The organism is Parafrankia sp. EAN1pec (assembly GCF_000018005.1).
Taxonomy (GTDB): domain Bacteria; phylum Actinomycetota; class Actinomycetes; order Frankiales; family Frankiaceae; genus Parafrankia; species Parafrankia soli.
Genome location: NC_009921.1, coordinates 7,704,916 through 7,720,464, shown reverse-complemented (window position 1 = coordinate 7,720,464; position 15,549 = coordinate 7,704,916). Strand labels below are relative to the sequence as shown.

13 protein-coding genes and 2 pseudogenes are annotated in these 15,549 nt (G+C 68.4%); 7 read left to right on the top strand and 8 right to left on the bottom strand.

The annotated features are described in order from the left end of the window. Position 1: 1 nt before the first annotated feature. Together FRANEAN1_RS44270 and FRANEAN1_RS31635 are read left to right on the top strand one after the other, a co-directional pair. The gene (locus FRANEAN1_RS44270) at positions 2-199 is read left to right on the top strand and encodes a hypothetical protein (protein WP_347176826.1); all 198 of its coding nucleotides are present in this window, start codon (positions 2-4) and stop codon (positions 197-199) included. A gap of 150 nt (positions 200-349) precedes the next feature. Beyond that, positions 350-1,909, top strand: coding sequence for an ABC transporter substrate-binding protein (locus tag FRANEAN1_RS31635; protein ID WP_020463769.1), 1,560 nt, complete (start codon positions 350-352; stop codon positions 1,907-1,909). Positions 1,910-1,991: 82 nt separating this feature from the next. On the opposite strand, the gene FRANEAN1_RS31630 is transcribed toward FRANEAN1_RS31635, so the two are convergent. After that, positions 1,992-4,139 carry a TIR domain-containing protein gene (locus FRANEAN1_RS31630; protein ID WP_020463768.1) on the bottom strand — a complete coding sequence of 716 codons (2,148 nt, stop codon included), beginning with the start codon at positions 4,137-4,139 and terminating at the stop codon, positions 1,992-1,994. Positions 4,140-4,278: 139 nt separating this feature from the next. Between FRANEAN1_RS31630 and FRANEAN1_RS39860 the strand changes: the two genes are divergently transcribed. Beyond that, complete coding sequence (locus tag FRANEAN1_RS39860) at positions 4,279-4,509, top strand: hypothetical protein (RefSeq protein WP_020463767.1); 231 nt, start codon at positions 4,279-4,281, stop codon at positions 4,507-4,509. Positions 4,510-4,585: 76 nt separating this feature from the next. Here the strand turns inward: FRANEAN1_RS39860 and FRANEAN1_RS31625 are convergent, their stop codons facing one another. From FRANEAN1_RS31625 to FRANEAN1_RS31615, 3 genes are all read right to left on the bottom strand, one after another. Next, a complete protein-coding gene (locus FRANEAN1_RS31625; RefSeq protein ID WP_041254994.1) occupies positions 4,586-5,281 on the bottom strand; it encodes a hypothetical protein in 696 nt (231 codons plus the stop codon). A gap of 536 nt (positions 5,282-5,817) precedes the next feature. After that, positions 5,818-6,570 carry an ABC transporter permease gene (locus FRANEAN1_RS31620; RefSeq protein WP_020463765.1) on the bottom strand — a complete coding sequence of 251 codons (753 nt, stop codon included), beginning with the start codon at positions 6,568-6,570 and terminating at the stop codon, positions 5,818-5,820. Further along, positions 6,567-7,523: an ATP-binding cassette domain-containing protein gene (locus tag FRANEAN1_RS31615; protein ID WP_020463764.1), complete on the bottom strand. Its 957-nt coding sequence runs from the start codon at positions 7,521-7,523 to the stop codon at positions 6,567-6,569. Before FRANEAN1_RS31615 ends, FRANEAN1_RS31620 begins: the two co-directional genes overlap by 4 nt. A 108-nt stretch (positions 7,524-7,631) precedes the next feature. Between FRANEAN1_RS31615 and FRANEAN1_RS31610 the strand changes: the two genes are divergently transcribed. Together FRANEAN1_RS31610 and FRANEAN1_RS31605 are read left to right on the top strand one after the other, a co-directional pair. Then, the gene (locus FRANEAN1_RS31610) at positions 7,632-8,918 is read left to right on the top strand and encodes a histidine kinase (RefSeq protein WP_041254993.1); all 1,287 of its coding nucleotides are present in this window, start codon (positions 7,632-7,634) and stop codon (positions 8,916-8,918) included. A gap of 74 nt (positions 8,919-8,992) precedes the next feature. Continuing rightward, positions 8,993-9,649: a response regulator transcription factor gene (locus FRANEAN1_RS31605; protein ID WP_063748418.1), complete on the top strand. Its 657-nt coding sequence runs from the start codon at positions 8,993-8,995 to the stop codon at positions 9,647-9,649. 148 nt (positions 9,650-9,797) lie between these two features. Here the strand turns inward: FRANEAN1_RS31605 and FRANEAN1_RS44265 are convergent, their stop codons facing one another. After that, complete coding sequence (locus FRANEAN1_RS44265) at positions 9,798-9,974, bottom strand: transposase (protein ID WP_347176696.1); 177 nt, start codon at positions 9,972-9,974, stop codon at positions 9,798-9,800. A 680-nt stretch (positions 9,975-10,654) separates the two neighbouring features. On the opposite strand from FRANEAN1_RS44265, the gene FRANEAN1_RS31595 reads away from it, so the two are divergent. Then, complete coding sequence (locus tag FRANEAN1_RS31595) at positions 10,655-11,980, top strand: transcriptional regulator (protein ID WP_020463761.1); 1,326 nt, start codon at positions 10,655-10,657, stop codon at positions 11,978-11,980. Positions 11,981-12,237: 257 nt separating this feature from the next. On the opposite strand, the gene FRANEAN1_RS31590 is transcribed toward FRANEAN1_RS31595, so the two are convergent. After that, the gene (locus FRANEAN1_RS31590) at positions 12,238-12,729 is read right to left on the bottom strand and encodes a cupin domain-containing protein (protein ID WP_020463760.1); all 492 of its coding nucleotides are present in this window, start codon (positions 12,727-12,729) and stop codon (positions 12,238-12,240) included. A gap of 155 nt (positions 12,730-12,884) precedes the next feature. On the opposite strand from FRANEAN1_RS31590, the gene FRANEAN1_RS31585 reads away from it, so the two are divergent. Continuing rightward, positions 12,885-13,487, top strand: coding sequence for a TetR/AcrR family transcriptional regulator (locus FRANEAN1_RS31585; RefSeq protein ID WP_020463759.1), 603 nt, complete (start codon positions 12,885-12,887; stop codon positions 13,485-13,487). A 909-nt stretch (positions 13,488-14,396) separates the two neighbouring features. Here FRANEAN1_RS31585 and FRANEAN1_RS44260 read toward each other — a convergent pair. Together FRANEAN1_RS44260 and FRANEAN1_RS44255 are read right to left on the bottom strand one after the other, a co-directional pair. Further along, a pseudogene (locus FRANEAN1_RS44260) lies at positions 14,397-14,907 on the bottom strand (transposase); the annotation flags it as partial. A 176-nt stretch (positions 14,908-15,083) separates the two neighbouring features. After that, positions 15,084-15,379: pseudogene (locus FRANEAN1_RS44255) on the bottom strand (coenzyme F420-0:L-glutamate ligase); the annotation flags it as partial. Positions 15,380-15,549: the final 170 nt, after the last annotated feature.

Genomic DNA, 15,549 nt, shown 5'->3' with positions numbered 1-15,549 from the left:
CATGACCGCAGAGGACGTTCACGCCACCGGCGCCCGGCCGGGCCAGCCGGAGGAGGATCGCACTCTTCTCGGCAAGCGGTACCGGGCCCCGGGGGGCACTTTCGAGGCCCTCTGCGTCCGGCAGGGCGCCGGGGTGCTGGAACTCGACGGCGTGCCCCTGGAACTGGTCAAACCCAAAATCCTTCCGGCCTCGGACTGACTGCGACCGGCAGGTGGCCGCCTTCTGGCTACCAGCCGGCCTTCCGTCCGAACACCTCATGTCACTGCCGTCCGCCCGGACCCGCGCTCGCCCAGGTCTTTTTGGCTCCGTCCCTTTTCATCTGTCTCGAACGTTGACAAGAGGTCCGTTGTGATCCCCAAAGTACGATTACTCGTCACCGCTGCCGTCTGTTGCGCAACGCTGGCCCTGGGCGCCTGCGGGGGAGGTGGCGACACCGGCCCGTCCTCGGGTGCCTCCGGCGAACCGGTTGCCGGTGGCGAGGGAAGAATTCTCACCCTCAGCGATCCGCGCAGCCTCGACCCGGCGGCTCTCGGCAACGCCTACGCAACCACCGGTGTTGTGGGAAACGCGCTGTACGGAACGCTGATGACCGACCCGGGCGGCAAAATACGGTACTCGATGGCCGAGTCCTTCCAGACCACCGACGCCGGGGCGACATTCGAGCTGAAACTGCGGTCGGGTCTGGTGTTCTCCGACGGAACCTCACTGGACGCCGAAGCCGTGAAGTTCAACTGGGACAGGCTCAAGAACCCGGCCACCGCCGCCATCTCCCGGTCGGAGGCGTCGATGATCGCCTCATCCGACGTGGTCGATGACACCACCTTGAAGATCACCATGGCCACGCCGGTGCCGAAGTACGCCCAAGCCGTCCTCACCTCGTCCCTGAACTGGATCGCCTCGCCGACCGCCCTGGAGAAGGGGCCGCAGGCCTTCGACGCGAACCCGATCGGCGCCGGGCCATTCACCCTGCGGAGCTGGACACGCCAGGCCGCCATGGAACTGGTCAAGAACCCCCGCTACTGGGACGCCCCCAAGCCCTACCTCGACCGTCTCACCCTCCGCGCGGCCCTCGACAGCAGCCAGCGCTACAACACGGTGCTCACCGGGGGCGCGGACGCGGCCGTCGAGTCGAGCTGGGTCAACCTCGACAAAGCCGAGCAGGCCGGCCTGCCGACGAACCTCATACCGACCGGCGGCGGCATCTTCATGGCGCTGAACACACGCAGGGCACCCTTCGACGACGTCCGCGCCCGCCAGGCCCTCGCCGCGGCAATCGACAGGGACGCACTCAACCAGGCTGTCTACAGCGGGACCGGCGAGCCCGTCGACACACTGTTCAGTAAGGACTCTCCTTACTACTCGGACACGCCGCTGGCGACAACGGACCGTGCACGGGCGCAACGGCTCCTCGACGAGCTGGCCGCCGACGGCAAACCGCTGTCCTTCGTCTTCTCCAGCGTCCCCACGACGGATGGCAAGGCGATCGCGGAGAACATCCAGGCCCAGCTCAGCAGCTTCAAGAACGTCACCGTCAAGATCAAGACCATCGAGGTCGCGGAGCTGGCCGCGCTGCGCACCACCCACGACTTCGACGTGCTCGTCTCGTCGGCCTTCTTCCGGGACCCCGAACCGCGGCTGTGGACGACCTTCCACGGGACCTCGGCGGCGAACCTGCCCGGCATCAACGACCCGGCACTCAACGAAAGCCTCGCGGCCGCGCGCACCGCGACTTCGGAGCCCGAGCGCGAATCCGCCTACGGGACACTGCAGGAACGGCTGGCAGAGCTGACCCCGGTGGTCTTCCTCGCGCAGGCGGCACCCAGCGCCTTCTCGAGCAAGAACGTCGGCGGACTCGTACAGTACGGCCTCGGCTCACTTCAGCCCGAGGAACTCTGGATTCAGCGCTAGACAGAGTCCCCCGAGCATCCGCTGACCGGGAGGGGGCCACGTGGAACCACTGCGAAGGACCGAACCGGCGACGGCAGCAGCCTCACTTCGTCTCGGGATCCGACCTCCGGAAATGTCGTTGGAGGTCAAAAAGCGTGCCAAGGAGATCTGGTGCGATGTTCGGACTTCCGTCAGCCTGCGGAGGCATGCGCCCGGAACCTGGGTCGACAAGGCCCACAAGAAGATCGACAATGCCGTCGGTCACTCGTTCGGCAACCCTGGCCAGGCCGGCCGTTGTGGGATCCGGCGCCGCCGGTTCGGTGAAACCCGCGGTCAGCCTGCGTCCGCCCGCGGCCGACGCACGCAGGGTCAGGCCACGCAGCGGGCCGAGTTCCCGGCCGCCGCGCCGTACCCGCTCGGCCAGCGCCGTCGCCGTGACGAGCGTGAGCTGGCGGATGGTCGCGTCGTCAAACGCGTCGGCGGTGGTCCGTGCGAACTGTTCCGGGTCAGGCAGGCGGGTCGCGACGTCGGCCGCCACGAGAACCAGTTCGTCGGGCCTCGTCCGCAGCATCTCCACGATCGTCGTGGCCAGCTCCGGATGGCGGGGCAGCGCGCAGCCGAGCACCGCGAGGACGTCCGCCGCCTGCTCGGCAGAACAGAGACGGCCCAGGGCACGAGCAAGCGAAGGGTCGGCTACCAGAGTGCCGGCGGCCACGTGTTCCCCGTATGCGTCGGGCCGGATCTGATCGAACCTCCATCGACCCGGATAGAGCGCACCGAGCTCGTCCTGACACCGCCGAATCCGCTCGGCGTCGACACCGAGGATCCCGGGCAGCTGGGCCGACAACGCCTCCGCCGACAGGAAGGAGCCAGGCCGCAGGAGTGTGGCCAGCGCGCAGATCCTGTCGGTCAGACCCGGCCGAGGACGGCCGCCGCCACGATCGCCTCCGGGCCAGCGGCGCCGCTCATGATCCAGGAGCGTGGCAAGCGGGGCCCGGGAGCCGCGGGTGCTGTCGAGACACGCGTTCAGCGCCGCCGCGTGGACGTCCAGCACCGAGTGAAGGTCGACGAGATCAGCCGGAGGCGCGGCGATCGGCCCGATCTGCCGCAGCTCGACACGGAACGCCGTGTAGGCAGCCTCAAAGTGGACGTGTCGCGCGTCGGCCCCGGCCGGAAGCGGCGTCTTCGCCTGAACCCGGGCCGCCCGGAACAGATCGGCGGCCCCAGCGTCGGCCCGGCTATCGGCCAGCGACCACAGATCCTCCAGCAACAGCTCGGTGGACCGGGTGAGGAGGAGCAGCCGCCGCGGCGAGGCACCAGGCGCGGTCCCCTCCACAAGTGCGGCGGCGACCAGAACGGCCTGGTCGAGACGGAGCTCGGCGCTGTCGACGACCACCAGCACCGGGACGTCGGACTCGCACAGGCACTGAAGCTGGGCTGGGCTCAACGACGAGTTGACCACCACCGTCAGCCAGCCCCGCTCGCTCAGCTCCGCGCAGACCCGCATCGCCAGCCGGGTCTTGCCCGAGCCGGCCGCACCCTTCAGCAGCCGCACGGAGACCGGGTCCGATCCGGCCGCCCACAGCCGCAGCGCCGCCCGGTCGCCGTCGAGCTCGACGAACGGCGCGACACTGTGCTCGGGCCGCAGCAGCACACTCGGCGCGCCGGCAAGGGAAAGGCGCGGCTCGGGACAGGAGAAGAACATGGCGCCGTGCCCTGCGGAATCCGGCGCCTCCGGACCGGGAAACGACGGCTGGACGGACACCACCCTGTCGTCCTGCGGGTACGGCGGCGCGGAAGTGGGCTTTCCCCGTCCGCCCGAGACCGCCAGCCCCGCCGCCCACAGCAGCTGAAAACGAGCGACATCCCGCGGCCGGCCGAATAGGTCGACCGGGACGACCGAGCCGAGCAGCCCCGGCGGCGCGCAGTCCGTGACCCGGGCGACGAGAAGCCGTCGGCTCCGGCCCGTCGGGTCGTCGGCCCAGGCAGCCCGCCATTCCGCTTGGTGCAGCTCTGAACGAAGGTAGTTGTCGGACAGCACCGCGATCGTCCGGTCGGACCGTTGCAGGCCGTCGTCGATGGCCGCAACCCAGTGGGATCCGGGAACGGAATCCCAGGCTCGGATCTGAACCCGGTACCCGGTCTCCTCCAGCGTCCAGGCAATCCACGTCGCCCAGGCCGTGTCCGCCAGCGCATACGACACGCAGAAGTCGTAACCGGCATGGCCGTCCGCATCGCAGTGTTCGGTCACCGTCCCAGTCTTGCATCGACCTCAACGTCCGCTCCGCAATCGCGCCACGAAGGCACCACCCGGCGGCTCAGCGCGGTGATCGACGCGGTGGACGATCCCCGCGAGAAAGCTGCTCGCCGTCTTCGACGCGCAGGGGGAGTTGTTCAAGGATCCCGACTTTCACGGCCTTGCCGCGGCAACCGGCGTCCGTGGCCCGGAGGCTCTCGGGCGCCAGCTGCAACTTGTCCACGACGGCGCGGGACTCGCCGCCAACATCGACCGCGACCCCACAGTCGCCCTTTCCCCGCGAGCCGCCGCGGCAGCCCTCCTCGCCGCGGCGCTCGCCGAGTCCGGCACGTCCCGCGCTCCTCGCCCAAGGCGGCCGAACTGATGCGGCACACCTGAGACGGAGATCAGCGGACCTGCCGGGCTGTGGTATGGCAACATCGCCGACGTTGCCGGGCAGATCAGTAGCGCCAGGTGACGCTGCCGGGGGCGGAGTCGTCGAACCGGAGGACGCCAAAATCCTTGGTGACGTCGAAGACGAGCGTTGTCGTGACGGTGGTGCCAGCAGAGGGCGGTTCGGTGGGGAACATATCCTCCGAGAAGAGCGGGCAGGCTATGGTGTTGTCTGGTCCCACCGCGGAGAACATGAACCAGTCCGGCGTGATGTAATCGCTGGTCACCTCGGCAGAGACATCCGCGACGAGATAGACACCATTTTCAGGCTTCTGCGGGTACTCGTCGCTTGGCGCGGTGGGCTGTTCGCGCACGTTCTCGACCGTGAGCGCGATACCTGTGGGCTGCTCGCAACCCAGTATTTTGTACTGAATGACCACCGTGTCTCCTGCGGCGACAACGGGGTCGAGCTCATCCGGTGAACGCTGAGCCGCCTCGGTTCCTGAACTTGCCGGACCAGCGGATTCAGGGCATTCGGCCGGCCCGGAGAGACCCGCGCCACCCGCCGACAGATCCGAGGTCGGTCCGTAGAACTCCTCATCGGTGAACGGGGCATTCATTTCGCGTACGACGTCACGGGCCACTTCATCACTGTCGATGTCGCTGCGAATCACCGCGACCGCGCTCAACGCGACGGCGGCACCGGCCAGGACCGCGACGGCGACCAGCAGCCAGCCCTGCCATCGTGGCGACGACGGAGGCATCGGCGGCGGCGGATACCAGCCGTAGGCGGGCCACGGAGCAACCGGAACATGGGGCGGAGCTCCCGGCGGTGCCGTGCCAGGGGTGGGTGCACTCCACCCCGCCGCCGCCGGGTCCGCCGGGGAACTGCCAGGTCCGGGGGCTGGGGGGCGCGAGTCCTCCGCCGATGAGGATGGCGACGGCAACCCAGGCGCAGGAGGTAGGGCTGCGGACGGGGGAACGGCTTTCTCTGGTTGTTCTCCTGGGTTTTCGTGGTCTTCCGCCACGCCCCGCCCTTCGCTCTGGATCCTCGGTCTCCGAGTACCCGGCAGATAGAAGGACACACCTTAGCATGAATGCCCGATACGTGGCGCCGCTGGAAGTTCAGGCGACGGTTCGGTCTGTCCGCCCTTGAATCCGTTCGGCGTCGGGCATCCCGTAGAATCGGCGTCGCGAGATCCTCTCGTCTTTAGTGGACTGAATGGGAAGCAGTGGTGAGCCATCGGGGGTCCCGGCGGCGAATAATTATTTCCCCAACGGCTACGTCCGCTCTCGGTGGTCACGTGTCACGGCTGCGCAGGGCACGCCAGCCACCGAAGACCGCGACCGCCGCCCAGACAGCCATGATGGACAGGCCAAGCCGCGGGTTGTAAAGGACGTCGGGGTCCGGCTGGAGGTTCATGACCGCGTACAGCCCAGCCCGGTCGGGCAGGAACTGGGTGATAGTCCACAGGCCGGGAACCTCCATGCTCAGTGGGGAGAGCAGGAAGAGGAACGGCAGGAACAGGCCCAACGTCGCAGCCACGGAACGGGTCATCGCGGCGAGGCCCATGCACAGAAGAGTCAGCAGCGGAAAGTAGAGAATCAGAGAAATCACGCCGCGCGCTGCGCCGGCATCGCGGAGGGACACCCCGTGCTCGTCCAGCAGACCCTGGGTCAGGAAGAACGTCAGCGGTGCTGCCAGGAGGGCAACCGCCAGTGACAGGCCAGCAGCGACCAGGAGCTTGCCCAGGTAGAAGAGGGTCCGCTGGGGAACGGCGGTGAGCGAGGTGGTGATTGTGCCCTTCTCGTACTCGCCGCCGAGGGACAGCATCGCGAAGACAGCCAGCGCGATCTGGGCGAAGTTCAGGCTCCAGAAGCCCACCGCCAGCGGATCGTAGTCCGCTTCGGCGGCCTCGGCGTCGCCGTAGGCTCCGCAGACGAGGGCACCGAAGCCGACGAGCATGACGGCGGCCAGTGCCAGCGACCAGACGAGGGAACGGAGAGACCTGATCTTGGTCCACTCCGAGTACAGCACCGGTCGCAAGCTCATGTCAGAGCGCCCTCCCGTCCGGCGGCGGTGAACTCGGTGGAGTGCGCGGTCATGCGCAGGAACGCCTCCTCCAGGGAGTCGCTGTGCAGCGCAAGCTCCTGAAGTGGCACGCCTTCGCGTGCGGCGACCGCACCGATCTGGTCCGGCTGGGCGTCAGGTACCTCCCACGTCCCGCTGTTCGTCGGTGTCAGGGCGAACCCCTCGGCGGCCAGGGCCTTGCCCAGCTGTTCGGGCCTGGTCGTGCGCAGCCGTACCCGGCCGCGGCCGTACCGGGCGCCGAACTCGGTCATGCTGACGTCGGCCAGCAGACGGCCCCTGCCGATCACGATCAGATGGTCGGCGGTCACCGCCATCTCGTTCATGAGATGACTGGAGGCCAGGACCACCCGCCCATCCTCGGCGAGTTCCTTGAGCAGGCTCCTGACCCACTGGATGCCCTCGGGGTCGAGGCCGTTGAGCGGCTCGTCCAGGATGACCACTCGAGGATCACCGAGCAGTGCGGCCGCGAGCCCGAGCCGCTGGCGCATCCCCAGGGAGAATCGGCCGATCCGACGTCTGGCCGCGGTGGCCAGGCCCACCCGGTCGAGCATCTCGTCCACCCGTGCGTCCGGGATCCTGTTGCTTCTGGCCAGGACCAGTAGCTGGTCACGAGCACGCCGCCCTGGATGCACGGCGGACGGATCGAGGAGCGCACCGACGTGCCGCAACGGCTCCCCGATCTGCGCGTATGGCCGGCCGCTGATGAGCACCTCGCCGCCCGTCGGCTGGTCGAGCCCGAGCATCATCCGCATGGTGGTCGACTTGCCCGCCCCGTTGGGACCGAGGAAACCGGTCACGCGACCCGGTTCGACCTGGAAGCTGAGCCGGTCCACGGCGACGGTCGGCCCGTAGCGTTTGGTGAGATCCCGGACGTCGATGAGAGCCCGGGGCGGTCGTTCCTCCTTAGTTGTCATGGTCGTAGTAAGCGCCATGGCACGCTACGAGCGGATCCCCCGGCGGTCTTGACTTCGCTCCCTCTCATGGGGGAGGTGCTCGGGGGTGGCGGTGAGCATTATGGAGCAGTGCCGCTCATTGTCGCTGCCCTGCTCCGGCCAGCCGTCTACACACGCTGGCTGCACCTGGCCATGGGCGGGGTCTTCGCTGGCACCTGTGTCATGGTGGTACCCGGTTTCGACGAATCCCTGCCACGCACCCTGCTTTTCTGCCTGATCTCCCCATTGCCGTTGCTGGCGCTCGCCGCGATCGTGCCCGGGACCCGCCACGCGGAGGGTGTCCAGGCGCGATGGCTCCTGAAACCGCGGGATGGCGCCGAGATCAGCCTCGCGCCCTCGCGTACACTGTACGACCGGCGGCGGACCGGGCTTTGGCTGGTCTTCCGCGTCTGGCTCGGAGTTGCCGTCCTGGCACTGACGGCCAACGGGTTCACCCTCGCCGTCCAGATCGGTTTTGCCCCTTTCCGGCAAGGACCACTGCAGGTCGCCGGAATCCGGGTACTGGACAGTGATCGCCTTCTTCTGGGGCCACTCCTGGCGCCGCCCCTGATCCTTGCCCTGATGTGGACGATCGTCGCGGCCGGCGCGCTTCAGGTGCGAGCGGCCCGGGCCCTCCTCGGCCCGTCTCCGGCCGAGCGGCTGGTGGAGGTCGAGCACCGGGCTGAGCAGCTCCTGGAACGCAACCGACTCGCCGCGGAGCTGCACGACTCCATCGGCCATGCACTCACCCTGACCATCCTGCAGGCAGGCGCGGCAAGAGAGCTCGCGGCCACCGATCCCGCGTTCGTCCACCGTGCCCTGACAGTCATCGAGGAGACCGGGCGGCGCGCCATGGACGATCTCGAACGGACCCTGGGGCTCCTCCGCGACGCCCCGATGGGACCGCGGGCCCGTCCCACGCTGGCCGAGCTCGACACCCTGCTGGACAGCGCACGGACCGCAGGAACCCCGATCCTCGCCGACGTCAGTCCACGGACCGACGACATCCCCGGGGTCGTGTCGCGGGAGGCCTACCGGATCCTGCAGGAGGCGGTGACCAACGCACTGCGGCATGCGCCGGGCCGCACGGTGGCGATCGACGTCGCTGTGGACGACGCCTGCCTGGAGCTGCGTGTCGTCAACCCACTGCCCGCCAGGCCTGCCAGCCCACCGCGGCAGGACGGCAAAGGCCTGCGAGGAGCGAGGGAACGTGCCGTCCTCCTCGGCGGCGAGTTCAGCGCGAAGCCCCAGGACGACCACTGGATCGTCGAAGCCCGGCTTCCCCTCGGCATGGGATTCGGTGTTCAGGCTGTGCGTCGCGACCTGGTCGGTTCCAGTTACGACAATGGCACCGCCACAGCGGACGGTCGGTCGTGACAGCGGACGGCCGCTGGGAAGATCCCGGTTGTGTCCGCGACACCCCGAACATCAAACGCGCCCAGGCTGGCCCGGTGCCGGTTTCAGTCCTCCTTGTCGACGACGAGGAACTGGTGCGGGTGGGGCTGCGGGTCATCCTGGAGTCAGGTGGCGAGATCGACGTTGTTGGAGAGGCCTCCGACGGCTCACAGGTCGTGCCACTGATCCGGGAGAATACCCCGGACGTCGTAATCATGGACATTCGGATGCCGAGGGTCGACGGGCTGGCGGCCATCCGGGAGATCCTCGCAGACGTTGCCGACCCCCCGAAGATCCTCGTGCTCACCACCTTCGAGCTGGACGACTATGTTTACGAAGCGCTCCGCAGCGGGGCCAACGGGTTCCTGCTCAAACGAGCCCGGCCCGCGGAGATCGTCCAGGCCGTCCGCACGATTGTCTCCAGTGAGAGCCTGCTGTTTCCCGAAGCGATCCGGTACATGGCAGGCAAGCGACCGAACCGGGAGGCCCACGAGACGATGCGACGGGCCGTGCTCACTGACCGGGAGGCCGACGTACTCCGGCTGATCAGCGAGGGACTGTCCAACAACGAGATCGCCAACCGGCTGTACCTCGGTGCCCAGACCGTCAAGAGCCACGTGAGCAGCGTGCTGGCCAAGCTCGGCGCACGTGACCGTACCCAGGCGGTCATCATCGCCTACGAGTCCGGCTTCGTGGAGGCCGGCAAGCCCTAGCGCGGCCGCCGCCAGCTACGGACGGTGATAGCGAAGAGAAGGGCGGTCCGATTGAGAAGACATCGTCTCCAACTGCAGTACAGGCGGTCTGGAAAGAACAGTCCCGATTCTGGAGCCCCACAGGGTTCGAGTTGTAGGCCGGTTCCGGTCAGGAGCCCCGTAGCAGGTCGGGGCGGTACTGAAGGCGTTTGATCGCGGTCCTGATGACGCGGATCAGGTGGTCCAGGCTGCGGGCGGTGAGGTTGGCCAGCACTCCGGTCTTCAGATGCGCCCACAGGCTTTCCACCGGGTTCAGCTCGGGGGTGTACGCCGGCAGCCAGGACACGTCCAGCCAGTCGTCGTGGTGTTCGACCGATCGCGACCCGCGGCGGGCGGCGGGCGGAGACCGGTACGACCGGGGTGCGGCCGCAGCGTGCCCGGGTCCGTGCCTTCGGTGGTCTCAGCGACTGGCCGGTCTCGTCGAGGAAGCAGATCCAGACGGCAGCGCGACGCCGGTCCGGTCGACCGCAACGCCTCGACATACCTCATACACGCGGACTACCCCACGAGCCGAAGGCCACCCTGCAGATTCAAGGTCGATAAAGGGCGTCAACCCCGGCCGGCGTGTGGTCCACGGGGGCGGGCGAGCCTGGCTGAGTGCCCCGTCGCCGCCCGCCGGCATGGCCGCTGGACTCGCCGGAGTTCAGTGCCCGGTGTCCACGGCGCGCACTCGGAGGACGCGGCCTGGCCAGCCACCGGCCTTCGGGCCAAGTCTGGTCCCCGGTGGCTGGCCGCCCCCCGTACGGCGTCGTCAGATTAGCCGCGTATCAGGGCAAGGCCGAGCTTCGCTGCAGGTCATCGCGTCCCGTCTGTCCTGTCCTGTCCTGTCGCGCCCGGTGGGCCTGGAAGAATCACCGCGATGGTAGGCGACCGAGGCGCGGCGGATGGTCATGCCGTGATGGTGGCCGCCCACCGGTCGGGACGCCGGGTGAAGGTAGACCGAAGGACGATGACGCCGAGGGGACGATGACAGAGCTGGGACCGGAGCGGGAGCCGGCGGTAGCGGCGCCGGGTACCGGGCTGGGGGCGGTCTCGACCGACGAGGAGCTGCGCGACGCGGTCCTGGCCCTGCTGGGCACCTCCTATGACCGTGCGGTGGAGAGCCGCACCGGCCTGTCCAAGACCACGGTGAACGACCTACGTAACGGACGCCGCCGGCTGACCCTGAAGACCCTCACCCTGATCGTGGAGACATACGACCCGACGCGTCGTGACGCCTGGTTGGACGCGTGGCACCGGCTGCACCCGCGTGCTGTGCCGCGGGTCCCCCGACCAGCGGAGCCGCCCGCCCGGCCGGCTGGTCCCGGTTCCCGCCCGTCCGTGGTTGCCAACCCGGAGGCCCTGGACCGTGACGAACCCGACGATCCCGCAGACTGTCCTGCCCCGCTCGATCGGCCGCAGCGTGCAGAGGGCCCGGATCCCGCTGACGATCCCTCCCGGGCCGACGGCCCCGACCCCGCCGGTGACCCGCAACGCGTCGGCCGTCCCACACATGCGGCACCGGCCAGCAGTCCGGCCGCGCCCGGCTTGCCGTGGCGGACCGTTCGGCTGCTGGCCGGTGCCGCATTCGTCGCCGCTGTGGCGGCCGTTGTCGCCGCGGTGCTCGTCCTGACCGGCGGCGATTCCGCCGTCAATCCGGAGCCGGGCGGCGGGCCGCCCCCGCCGGGACCGGTGGGCGCCGCGGGTCTGCCGCCCTACGGCCCAGGGGGCCCCGGAGCCGCTGCTCCAGTCGGCGGACCCGGTCCGCCGCCGGCCATCGGCGCGCGGCCGGCGGCCGACGCCGAAACCGCCGTACCCGGCGGGTGCTATAGCCTGCCGCTGCCGACCAGGGCAGATGTCATCGACGGGCAGGGCAGCGAGACCACCGGCATCCGGCTGACGGCCGCGTCGTACAGCTACTTTGCGGCGTGGAACCCGTCTGCGGCGGTGGGTGGCAGGCTCAGCGGCCCGCCGGCCGCGGGCCGGCGTTTCGTGGGTGCGGCGTGGGCGGATCCAGCGACGACAGACTCCACGCCCGCTCATCACCCCGGCAACGGCAGATTTTATCCCGGTGAAGTGCTGGAGCTGACCGACCAGAACTGCTTCACGGTCCAGCCCTACAACATCGGGTACGGCGGGTACTCGGGCATCACGACGCGTATCTACGTCTTGTCAATAGGCGCGCCAGACATCTCGGTGCTCCCACGGGAGGCCCACCAGCGCGCCGGCCTGACCGAGGACGACCTAGAGCGGCACGGCGTCGACGTGCTCGGCTACTTCGCTGTCCCGTCGCCGGCATGGTCCGGCGGTTGATGGTGGGCACGCAGGCAAACAGCCCGGCCGCAGACACGTACACCACGCTGTGGGACACATCCCGTCCAGATAAGGGTGTGGGTTGAACCGCCATCCGACCAGGACGGGGGGACGGGCTGTGTGCCTATTGCGCGACGTTGGCGAGGACACCCGCCCGTCCAAAATCATCTACGCGGCTACCCGCTCGCCGCTCGCCGCTCGTCACGTGCACGTGCAGGATGGACATGCCCGGCCCGCAAACCAGCTGTCTCCGATCGCTACCCGTCCGTTCCAGGGGTGACGCACCAGGGCCGCTCCTCGTAGCGGATGTCGTACCTGGCGGCGATCGGGTTGATCTTCACCGGATCGAGTGCTCCGTCCGTGAGGACCGTCGGCCCGGCCTCGAACAGGTCCTCGAGGTACCGCTCCCACCCGCCGGGCGAGGAGATCTGCAGTACCCGAGGAGGCGGCGTCGAGACGCGGCGGAGCGCGTGGGGAACGCCCTGGGGGAGCAGCGTGAACATGCCCGCCGTCGCCGTGTAGGTCCGGTCGTCGAAGTCGATGCCCAACATGCCGTCCAGCACGTAGATGCACTCGTCCGCCCGGAGATGGACGTGCCGAGGGATGTCGACCCCCACCGACACCTCCAGCAGGGAGAAGCGTCCCTCGGTGTCCTCCGTCCTCACCTTGACCGCGAAGGCGGGCGGCAGGGGGAAGCGACCCGGGCGGACCTCCGCCTTGTCGAGCATGATGAAGCGATCGTCAGGCATGGTCAGGGGCCTCCAGGCGCGGAGAAAGATCCGGAACGTGTTGTTCCGAAGATATGGAACAGCTTGCCCCGGAACTGGTCGATGCGCAAGTCGGGTCGACGTGCAAGTCGGACTGTGGGCGGGCCGACCCACAAGGCGGAGGGAGGTCACACCACGTGGCCAGCGAACCGGTGTCCTCGCCGGGTGCCGGGACCGTTGATCCGCGCGTGTTGCGCAGCCGCGCCGCCGCCCTCGCGGCAGCCCGCGCGATTCTCCTCGAAGACGGATGGGAGGCCGTCACCCACGTCGCGGTCGCCACCCGCAGCGGGGTCGGACGAACGACCCTCTACCGGCACTGGCCGGACACCATCGCGCTCCTGCGCGATGTGCTCCGCGCGCAGATGGAGATCGACCACACCGTTCCCACGGGCGTCCTGCGCGATGACCTGATCCGTGAACTCGACGCTCTACGCGGCCAGCTCCACCAGCCCCCGCTGGAACGGGCGATGCGGACGATGATCGAGCGTGCGCCGACCCACCCCGCCTACGCCGAACTCAAGGAGTTCCTGTACCAGGAGGGCTCGCGCGTCCTCGGCGAGATCGTCCGAGCTGGGATCGCGCGGGGCGGGCTCGACCCGCGACTCGACCCGTCCCGGGCGGTCGACCAGTTGGCCGGACCACTGATCTACCGACGGCTACTCGCCGGACAGACGTTCACAGACGCCTATGTGCATGATCTCGTCGATGATTTTCTTCGGGCACACAGGCCCCGTCCGTGATCCGCCCCGCGCGACCCCATCGGCGTCGAACACGAGTGCGGCCGGATCATCCGGCAGCGTCGCAAGCCGCCGCACGCTCGCCGGGGGCACCCCAGGGCGTCGGCAAACGCCAGGCCCCGGACATCACCGCCCCGTGCGGACACGTCCACACCCACCCCACCCCGCGATCGGCCCTGGCGGCGCCGTGAACGTCCGGTCCCCGCGTCGCGGGGACCGGGGGCGGGACGGCGGATCAACCGCCGTCAGGCGATGAACATCGTTCTGGTCGCGTCCCGCCCGCGTCTCCAGGCAGCAGACGGCGCGATGGTAACGGAGCGTAACCACTGTCGGGACGATGTCTCAACCGCAGGTCCCGGCCCTCGCACCCTGAGACGACACCCCATTCATGATCGTTCCCTGCGCAAACCCGCCGAATGCGCGCCCAATGCGCGCCCAAACCCCTATCGATCTTGAAAAGATGATCTTTGGCTTTGTAAAACCGCAAGTCAGGGGCCATCTGTCTGGAGCCGGCGACTCGAACCCCTAGCCGCTCGATTACAAGACGGAATGTCGCGTGATGGAACGTGTCGGTGAATGATGCGCAGTGTCGCAAAATCCGAGGTCGGGGCATTTCCGGTGTCGGGTTCTGCCGGAGAATGTCGCGCCGTGCCGGAACGTCCGCGCACACAACGCGCCCACTGTGGCCGGGGCAAGGCCGGCGGCGGTGCCAACATAATAGTCATACCTGTCTTTACCATAACGGAATGCCTCGGTGGCACCGTGTAGCAGATCGCGAACCAAGGCAGAACCGACTGTGGGGCTCCAGAACCCCGATTCGAGCGGTGACCTGCGCGAATCGGAGTTCTGGAGCCCCACACCCGCCGCGAGAGCGAATCCCACCGACAGATCACAACTCGATACACGCCCTGGCATCGTCGATGCCTGGGTGCGCAGGAACTGCCGCCATGTCGTGTCGGTGTGCCGCTTGGGCGCCGGTGGGAGGCCCAGGGATTTCAGGACCCGGCGGATCGTGGATGCGCCGACGCGGTGGCCGATTTTGAGGAGTTCGCCTTGGATGCGCTGGTAGCCCCACGTCGTGTTCTCGGTAGCGAGCCGCGCGATCAGCGTGGCGATCTCCGTGCTGACGAGTGGTCGTCCGGGTCCGATGCGGGTAGGTCCATTTCCGTGCGACCAGACGGCGGTGCCACCGCAGGACAGTCCCTGGAGTGATCAGCCGGTGCGCTCGCAGTGTCCTGGGCAGGAGCCTGATCAGCGCGGCGAGCACCGCCCGGTCCGCCCAGTCCCATCGGGGCTTGGGCTGGGTGCGGCGCAGGACGGCGACCTCGTGCCGTAGCACGAGCAACTCGATGTCTTTGGACGTCGACGACCTGCCGAGTAGAACCAGCCAGCCACATACCCGAACGAAGATCAGATAAAGCAGTCACACGGACATAGATGACCATCATGCCAACAGTCGCGCCGTCATACCATCCCAGCTCACAGGCCCGCGCCGACTTCTGGCACCCCACAAGAGGACCTTGCGCAAAGCCTTGATCGGTACAGGTTCCGGACTATTGTCGGTGACTTCCTCGGCCGATCGCGAGATTCCGCCGCGATTTAGCAATGGCCGACTTTATCGATGGAGTATGAACTATACTCTGCCGTCGCTGGGATGGTGTGCACGCCGTGGATGATGACGGCCGGTACGCCGCGTCCCCGTTGTCCGAGCGCGATGCCGGCTGCGGTGGCGACGAGGTCGGTGAAGGTTTCTTCCTGCCGTTTGGTGCGTCCGCCGGGTTCAGTGTGGCTGATGCCCGCGGTACCAATGGGGACCATGGTGGCGCCAAGGCGGTCGGAGCGGCGGAGATAACGACGGCGATGCCGGTGCCGGTGGCTGCAGTGAGCGCGTCGCGCGATCCGCGGGTGGCGTACCCGTCGCCGTGTGTGGCGGGCTCACGTCCCTTGGGCTATGTCGGCACTTGGGCCCTGTCCGCTGCGGGCTGGCCGGCCGCCGGGGCGCTCGTGGGCGGCTGACGAGGCCATGGGAAGGCCTGCTTACGGGAAGATCTGCGGTCAAGATCGG

Bases quoted from the DNA above. Each gene is read 5' to 3' on its own strand.
- FRANEAN1_RS44270 (WP_347176826.1), top strand. From the start codon at position 2: ATGACCGCAGAGGACGTTCACGCCACCGGCGCCCGGCCGGGCCAGCCG.
- FRANEAN1_RS31625 (WP_041254994.1), bottom strand. From the start codon at position 5,281: ATGCCTCCGTCGTCGCCACGATGGCAGGGCTGGCTGCTGGTCGCCGTC.
- FRANEAN1_RS31620 (WP_020463765.1), bottom strand. From the start codon at position 6,570: ATGAGCTTGCGACCGGTGCTGTACTCGGAGTGGACCAAGATCAGGTCT.
- FRANEAN1_RS31615 (WP_020463764.1), bottom strand. From the start codon at position 7,523: ATGACAACTAAGGAGGAACGACCGCCCCGGGCTCTCATCGACGTCCGG.
- FRANEAN1_RS31595 (WP_020463761.1), top strand. From the start codon at position 10,655: ATGACAGAGCTGGGACCGGAGCGGGAGCCGGCGGTAGCGGCGCCGGGT.
- FRANEAN1_RS31590 (WP_020463760.1), bottom strand. From the start codon at position 12,729: ATGCCTGACGATCGCTTCATCATGCTCGACAAGGCGGAGGTCCGCCCG.